Annotated in this window: 7 protein-coding genes; 5 read left to right on the top strand and 2 right to left on the bottom strand. The window is 34.9% G+C overall.

All coding sequences use genetic code 11. From position 1 onward, the window contains the following. Positions 1–426: DUF4358 domain-containing protein (locus AC1DJR_RS13540; RefSeq protein WP_477002809.1), on the top strand; the 426-nt coding region annotated here is incomplete at its 5' end. 297 nt (positions 427–723) lie between these two features. Next, on the top strand, positions 724–1,434 hold the full coding sequence (locus AC1DJR_RS13535; protein ID WP_477002808.1) for an alpha/beta hydrolase: 711 nt from the start codon (positions 724–726) through the stop codon (positions 1,432–1,434). Between the two features lie 115 nt (positions 1,435–1,549). Here the strand turns inward: AC1DJR_RS13535 and AC1DJR_RS13530 are convergent, their stop codons facing one another. Next, the gene (locus tag AC1DJR_RS13530) at positions 1,550–1,915 is read right to left on the bottom strand and encodes a YxeA family protein (RefSeq protein WP_477002807.1); all 366 of its coding nucleotides are present in this window, start codon (positions 1,913–1,915) and stop codon (positions 1,550–1,552) included. Between the two features lie 200 nt (positions 1,916–2,115). On the opposite strand from AC1DJR_RS13530, the gene AC1DJR_RS13525 reads away from it, so the two are divergent. The 3 genes from AC1DJR_RS13525 (at position 2,116) to ppsA (ending at position 6,458) form a co-directional block, all read left to right on the top strand. Further along, positions 2,116–3,381: a Y-family DNA polymerase gene (locus tag AC1DJR_RS13525; protein WP_477002806.1), complete on the top strand. Its 1,266-nt coding sequence runs from the start codon at positions 2,116–2,118 to the stop codon at positions 3,379–3,381. Continuing rightward, the gene (locus AC1DJR_RS13520) at positions 3,378–3,719 is read left to right on the top strand and encodes a YolD-like family protein (protein ID WP_429688478.1); all 342 of its coding nucleotides are present in this window, start codon (positions 3,378–3,380) and stop codon (positions 3,717–3,719) included. The genes AC1DJR_RS13525 and AC1DJR_RS13520 overlap by 4 nt, the downstream gene beginning before the upstream one ends. Positions 3,720–3,851: 132 nt before the next feature. Next, the gene (gene ppsA, locus AC1DJR_RS13515; protein WP_477002805.1) at positions 3,852–6,458 is read left to right on the top strand and encodes a phosphoenolpyruvate synthase; all 2,607 of its coding nucleotides are present in this window, start codon (positions 3,852–3,854) and stop codon (positions 6,456–6,458) included. Between the two features lie 140 nt (positions 6,459–6,598). Here ppsA and AC1DJR_RS13510 read toward each other — a convergent pair. Next, positions 6,599–6,798 (bottom strand): hypothetical protein (locus tag AC1DJR_RS13510; RefSeq protein WP_477002804.1); only part of this gene is annotated, 200 nt, incomplete at its 5' end.

The following is a 6,798-nucleotide window of genomic DNA, read 5'->3' as shown; positions in this document are numbered from 1 at the left end:
GCTTTAAGTGGTTGTTTTGGAAAAAAAGAAAGTGTCAATAGCCTTTCAGCTACAGAAATAGGGGAGAAAATTAAACATGTTACTAACCTAGAAGAAATGAAAGAAGGAGATAGTAAAAAACTTCAAAAGCTATATAACATAAATGCTGATGAAGTTGAAAGTTTTGTGCTATATACCGCTCCTACAAATATTAAAGCTGATGAAATTGCTGTAATGAAAGTAAAAGATATGAAAAATGTAGAAAGCATTAAAGAGAAAATTTCAAATAGGATTGAAAAAAAATCAAAAAGTTTTAAAGACTATCTTCCAGAAGAATATTTCTTAATAGAAAAACGTGTCTTAAAAACAAAAGATAATTATATCCTTTTAGCAATATCAAAAGATGCTGATAAAATTGAAAAAACGTTCGATGAAAGTTTGAAGTAATATAGATTTGAAAAACAAGGGATTAAATAAAAATATTTTCATATCGTGCATTTTTATTACTAAATCAATAACTAAGCCAAAAGCCGATTTCCTATACGATAAGGAAATCGGCTTTTTCTTTATAAAATTTTATTTAGCTTATGAAGCTTACGTTTTAAAATAATATATTGAATTTATGTTAAAACGGCATTTCAGGGCTCGTATTATTTTTTCTAAACTTATTAGTTAGGATTATTCGACAATCATATTAATAATAATTAAAGTATAGGATATACACATCTTAGGGAGGGCATATATGTGAAGAAGTGGATGAAAATTGTTCTGTACTCTTTATTAGGTATTTTACTTATGGGAAGTATTACTTTTTTTGTTTGGTCTCAGTTTACTTATAAACCAACGAAAGAGGCTTTGTCGTTAGTAGATGATAAAAAAGAGGAAGATAATATAGTATTTGGAGAGAAAGATGCTAAAATAGGGATTATTTTTTATCAAGGAGCTAAAGTAGAAGCTGAGGCTTATAGTTACTTAGGGGAAGCTCTTGCAAAAGATAGGCATTTTGTAGTGATGCCTAAGTTACCATTAAACTTAGCGATACTTGGAATCAATGCGGTAGACAGTGTAATGGAAAAGTATCCTGAAGTTCAGAAATGGTATGTTGCGGGGCATTCAATGGGGGGAGCTATGATTTCTAAGTATGCTTTTCAACATGAAGACAAGGTAGACGGGATCATTTTCTTAGGTTCGTATCCTGCAGATGATTTTTCTACCAAATCAATTCCGATGTTATCAATTTATGGGGAAGTAGATGCTTTAGCAACTGTAGAAAAAATAGAGAACAATAAAAAGTTAATGTCAAAAAATACAACTATGCACATGATAAAAGGSGGMAAYCATGCTMATTTTGGCATGTATGGTGAGCAAAAAGGTGATAATGCGAGCTTAATTACGTCAAAAGCACAACGAGATGAAACAGTGAAAGTAATTGAACAATGGTTATTAAAACAATGATAGCGAATGTAATAAATTTACCGAAAGGATTCTCCCACCTCAAGCATGTGTAGGAAGATAGCCTAACGGTAGGTGGGAGAGATAATAAAGAGCCAACTCGTACGCATTGGCTCTTTTATTTATTTGCTATCTCCAATTGTCCCCTTATTTTCTCCGGAATGTCCTTTTCAGAAATAATGTCGTAGGAATAGACATACTTACCTTTCACATGAATTTTCAAGTAAGTTTTTCTTATAAAATCATTAGGGGTGCTAGCTCCTACTGTATATTCTTTCTCATTTCTTGATTCATCAACACCTTTTAGGGAGTACATAGCTCTGCCTTTATGATGATAATCTGGAACGCCATATCCCTTCGCAATGGCGTATACATTTTTTTCTTCAGCAATCGGATTAAATYTGTCCAAATCCCCRCGTAATATGAAAGGTAGTAAGTATATAGGGAGGCTTATTCCTATTATGCAAAGTACAAATTTCTTCATAATTGTTTCTCCTTTTATGTATTTACATTTTCAGTATAGAAAAAACTTCTTATGAATATAGAGGGGAATTCCTTAAGTTTTTCTTAAAWARATTTKWAAAGTACGGTTATTTTAACCAAAATTTTCATGAAAATAACTTTTTAAAAAACATAAGTTCGTATATAACGGGAACGAATGTTCTTTTGATAGGAGTGATAACCTTGYATGATTATTCTCTTTTACCAAATCGCATTATTCTTTGTGTAGATCTTCGTAGCTTTTATGCGAGCGTATCATGTATTAAAAAAGGACTTGATCCACGTTATACAAAATTGGCTGTTGTAGGAGATATAAACCGTAGTGGATCAATCGTACTAGCAGCAACACCGCCATTAAAAGCGTTGGGAATTAAGAAAATGGCACGGTTGTACGAAATACCGAAGCGGCCAGATATTATTATTGTGAATCCAATTATGCATACGTATATGAAATGTTCAACTTACATAACAGGTTTAGCTTTACAATATGTTGCACCGGAAGATTTTCATCAATATAGTATCGATGAGTTTTCTATGGATATGACCGCAAGTATTCATTTGTTTGCGAGTAATCCGCGCGAGTTCGCATTAAAGTTCAAGCGAGAAATATATGAACGTACGCGGATTGAAAGTACGATTGGTATAGGACCCAATTTATTATTGAGTAAAGTAGCGATGGATGTTGAAGCGAAAAAGAATAAAGATGGAATAGCCTATTGGACATATGACGATATACCCGAGAAGTTATGGAGTATTAGACCGCTCAGTAAATTTTGGGGTATATCGTATAAAACTGAAATGAAATTGAATCGAAAAGGTATACATACAATTGGAGAATTAGCTCAGTACCCTTTGAAATATTTAAAGCAATCGTTTGGTGTAATAGGGGAAGAATTACATTTACATAGTAATGGGATTGATTTTAGCAGAATAGCAGAGAAATATGTTCCAGCGACAACATCTATAGCAAAGAGCCAAATATTATTACGCGATTACTCAATTGAAGAGTTCATAGTTATTTTATTAGAGCATATAGAAGAAGTTTGTTACAGGTTGAGAAGAGAAAAGAAATACGCGCAAACGATCCATTTTTCAGTTGGATATAGCAAGGAATATGGAGGGGGAATAAAAAAGGCACATACGTTAAACAGAGCAACAAATTTAACGATGGATATTTATAATGTTTGTACATATTTTTTATATGAGCGCCATACAGGGGAGCCGATTCGGTCGATAAGTATTTCGTTAACAAATTTAATAAATGAAGGAGAAGAGCAAATTTCACTTTTCGATAACATTATACAAAGAGAAAAAGAAATGCGATTAACGAAGGTCATGGACGAAATTCGAACACGATTTGGTAAGAACAGTATTTTACGTGGGATTTCCTACACAAGCGTCGCAACAGCAAGATACAGAAACACATTATTAGGAGGACATAAATCGTGAAGAATGCTAATATGCCAAAAGGAAGAGGAATGGTAAAGTGGCAACCGTTTGCCAGTATGCCAGAGCAGTTTGCAGTTATTAAAGAAATTATAAGTGAACAAACGAAAGTCCCACGTCCAATCTTAACGCAAGATGCAAAAGAAATGATTGAAAATAGGCTGTTATGTTCATTTTTAGGTGAGGAAGAGGTTTTACTTACATATTACAGAGGTGGCTATCTATATGAAAATTACACAATAGTAGTCGATATAAATCCATTAAATGAGACGATTATATGTACTGATGCTTTTCGCAATAAGAGAATGTTTAAGTTTGTTGATGTGATTGAAGTGAATTAGAGGGGGAAAAAGAAAAATAATGATCTCTTCCTAACTTAATTATAYCAYGTAAATMAMGTTCGAAATAGACTGTTTATTCTCCTTTTCTCTTGCTACAATCAATAACACATGAATAGTAAGGAGAGGTGCCAAATGAGTTCTTTCGTTCTCGATTTTCAGGAAATAGAAAAAACGCAGCTTTCGCTCGTTGGTGGAAAAGGATTGAATTTAGGGGAGTTATCAAACATTCAAGGKATACAAGTGCCAGAAGGRTTTTGYGTTACAACGGTAGGRTATGAAAAGGCCATCGAACARAATGAAGYGTTTCAARCTTTGTTGAATCMAYTAGCAAWRYTAAAAWTTGAGGACCGAGMTCAAATTGGTGAAATTAGYARGAAGATTAGAGAARCCATYATGGCAGTRGAAATTCCWKYTGATGTAGTGGAAKCRGTAGCTCATTATCTCTCWCGTTTTGGAAATGAASATGCKTATGCAGTGCGTTCGAGTGCTACTGCTGAAGATTTACCATATGCCTCGTTTGCAGGTCAACAAGATACGTATTTAAATATCATCGGAAAAGAAGACATTTTGCAGCATGTAAGAAAGTGCTGGGCCTCCTTATTTACAGATCGAGCAGTCATTTACCGAATGCAAAATGGTTTTGAACATAGTCAAGTTTCTATATGTGTTGTCGTTCAAAGGATGGTTTCCCCGCAGGCTTCCGGCATTTTATTTACCGCTGATCCAATTACTTGTAACCGAAAAGTGATATCAATCGATGCCAGTTTCGGACTTGGAGAAGCACTGGTCTCTGGCTTAGTATGTGCTGATAATTATAAAGTAAAAGAAGGCGAAATCGCCGGAAAGATGATCGCAACTAAAAAATTAGCTATCTATGGACGAAAAGAAGGCGGAACAGAGACAAAGCAAATTGCTCCTAATCAGCAAAATACTCAAACACTTACTGAACAACAAATCTTACAACTAGCACAGATAGGAAGGCAGATCGAAGCTTATTTTGGCTGTCCGCAAGATATTGAATGGTGTTTAGTGGATGATACATTTTATATTGTCCAAAGTCGCCCAATTACGACTTTATATCCAATTCCTAAAGAAAATGATGGGGATAATCATGTGTATATATCGGTTGGCCATCAACAAATGATGACCGATGTAATGAAACCACTAGGGTTATCTTTTTTCCTGTTAACGACTAATGCTCCTATGCGTAAAGCGGGAGGAAGGCTATTTGTGGATGCTACACAAAGATTAGCTTCACCTGCTAGCAGAGATTTCTTAATAAACACTTTAGGAAAATCGGATCCGCTCATAAGAGATGCATTAACGACTRTAGTCGAGCGAGATGATTTTATTAAATTGTTACCGGATGATGAAAAAGAAAAGAGTGTTGGTAAAAGTGTGCCACCTGCAAGCTCGCAACCACAAATCGAAAACGATCCGGCAATCGTTACGGATTTAATAAAGACTAGTCAAGCATCACTTGAAGAGTTAAAACGAAATATGCAAACAAAATCAGGGGTGGATGTATTTGATTTTATTTTGGAAGACATCCAGCAATTAAGAACAGTATTATTCAACCCACAAAGTATAGCCGTCATTATGGCAGGTATGGACGCTTCATCATGGATTAATGAAAAGATGGAGCAATGGCTAGGTGAAAAAAATGTAGCAGACACACTTTCACACTCTGTACAAAACAATATTACGTCGGAAATGGGGCTAGCATTATTGGATGTTGCAGATATGATTCGGCCGTATCCAGAAGTCATTGCGTATTTACAGCATATAGAAGATAACAGTTTTTTAGATGAACTAGTTAAGTTTRAAGGYGGGGATAAAGCWCGAGATGCAATCTATGCTTTTCTRAATAAATACGGAATGAGATGYAGCGGAGAAATCGATATTACGAAAACTCGTTGGATTGAAAAACCAAATACAATTATCCCGATGATTCTAAATAATATTAAAGACTTCGAGCCTAATGCGGGTAATCGGAAATTTGAACAAGGGCTACAGGAAGCTTTGAAAAAAGAACAAGAGTTATTAGATCGATTGAAGCATTTACCGGATGGGAAACAAAAAGTAAAAGAGACAAAACGAATGATCAGCCTAATCCGGAATTTCATCGGTTATCGTGAATATCCAAAATACGGCATGATTAATCGCTACTTCGTTTATAAGCAGGCATTGCTGAAAGAAGCTGAGCAACTCTTGCAAAATAACGTTATTCATGAAATAGAAGATATATACTATCTGACTTTTGAAGAACTTCACGAAGTTGTCCKTACGAATAAACTRGATTATGAGGTTATTCATAAACGGAAAAATGAGTACAAATTATATGAAAAACTAACGCCTCCRCGTGTTATCACGTCTGATGGAGAAATCATTACAGGTAAGTACAAACGAGAACACCTCCCGGCCGAAGCGATTGTAGGTTTGCCTGTTTCTTCAGGAGTTATAGAGGGGAGAGCACGTGTTATTTTAAACATGGAAGAAGCGAATTTAGAAGATGGAGATATATTAGTTACGGCATTTACTGATCCTGGCTGGACACCATTGTTTGTGTCTATAAAAGGGTTAGTTACCGAAGTTGGTGGACTCATGACACATGGGGCAGTGATTGCGCGTGAATATGGATTRCCAGCAGTTGTCGGAGTAGAGRATGCTACGAAACKAATAAAAGACGGRCARCGAATTCGGGTACATGGAACAGAAGKGTATATCGAAATACTGTAGTTAAAAAGATCATTCGCTATGTGTAGTGGATGATCTCTTATTTTTTTACTCTGTTAAATTTTAATGTTGATAATCGAGTAAATTAGAGGGAAACCCTTATATTTGGGTTTCCCGTTTTTATACTTTCGACTTTTTCGCTGTTAAGAAACATTTTTTAGCCAAGTAATAATTCGAAGTACCTGAAATGGTTCAAACCAAGTAATTAAAAACATCACAACGAAGAAAGAAATAAGTGATATGAATTTCAATGTTCCTTTTTCCCGTTTAGCAACTGCTATAAAATTTAGTACAATTCCAACTAAAAAAGAAATAAAACTAAAAAGGACAATCGGTTCAGAAT

The organism is Bacillus sp. 05T31 (assembly GCF_056396725.1).
Note: the sequence above shows the minus strand (reverse complement) of the source record. Positions and strands in the feature narration are given on the sequence as shown.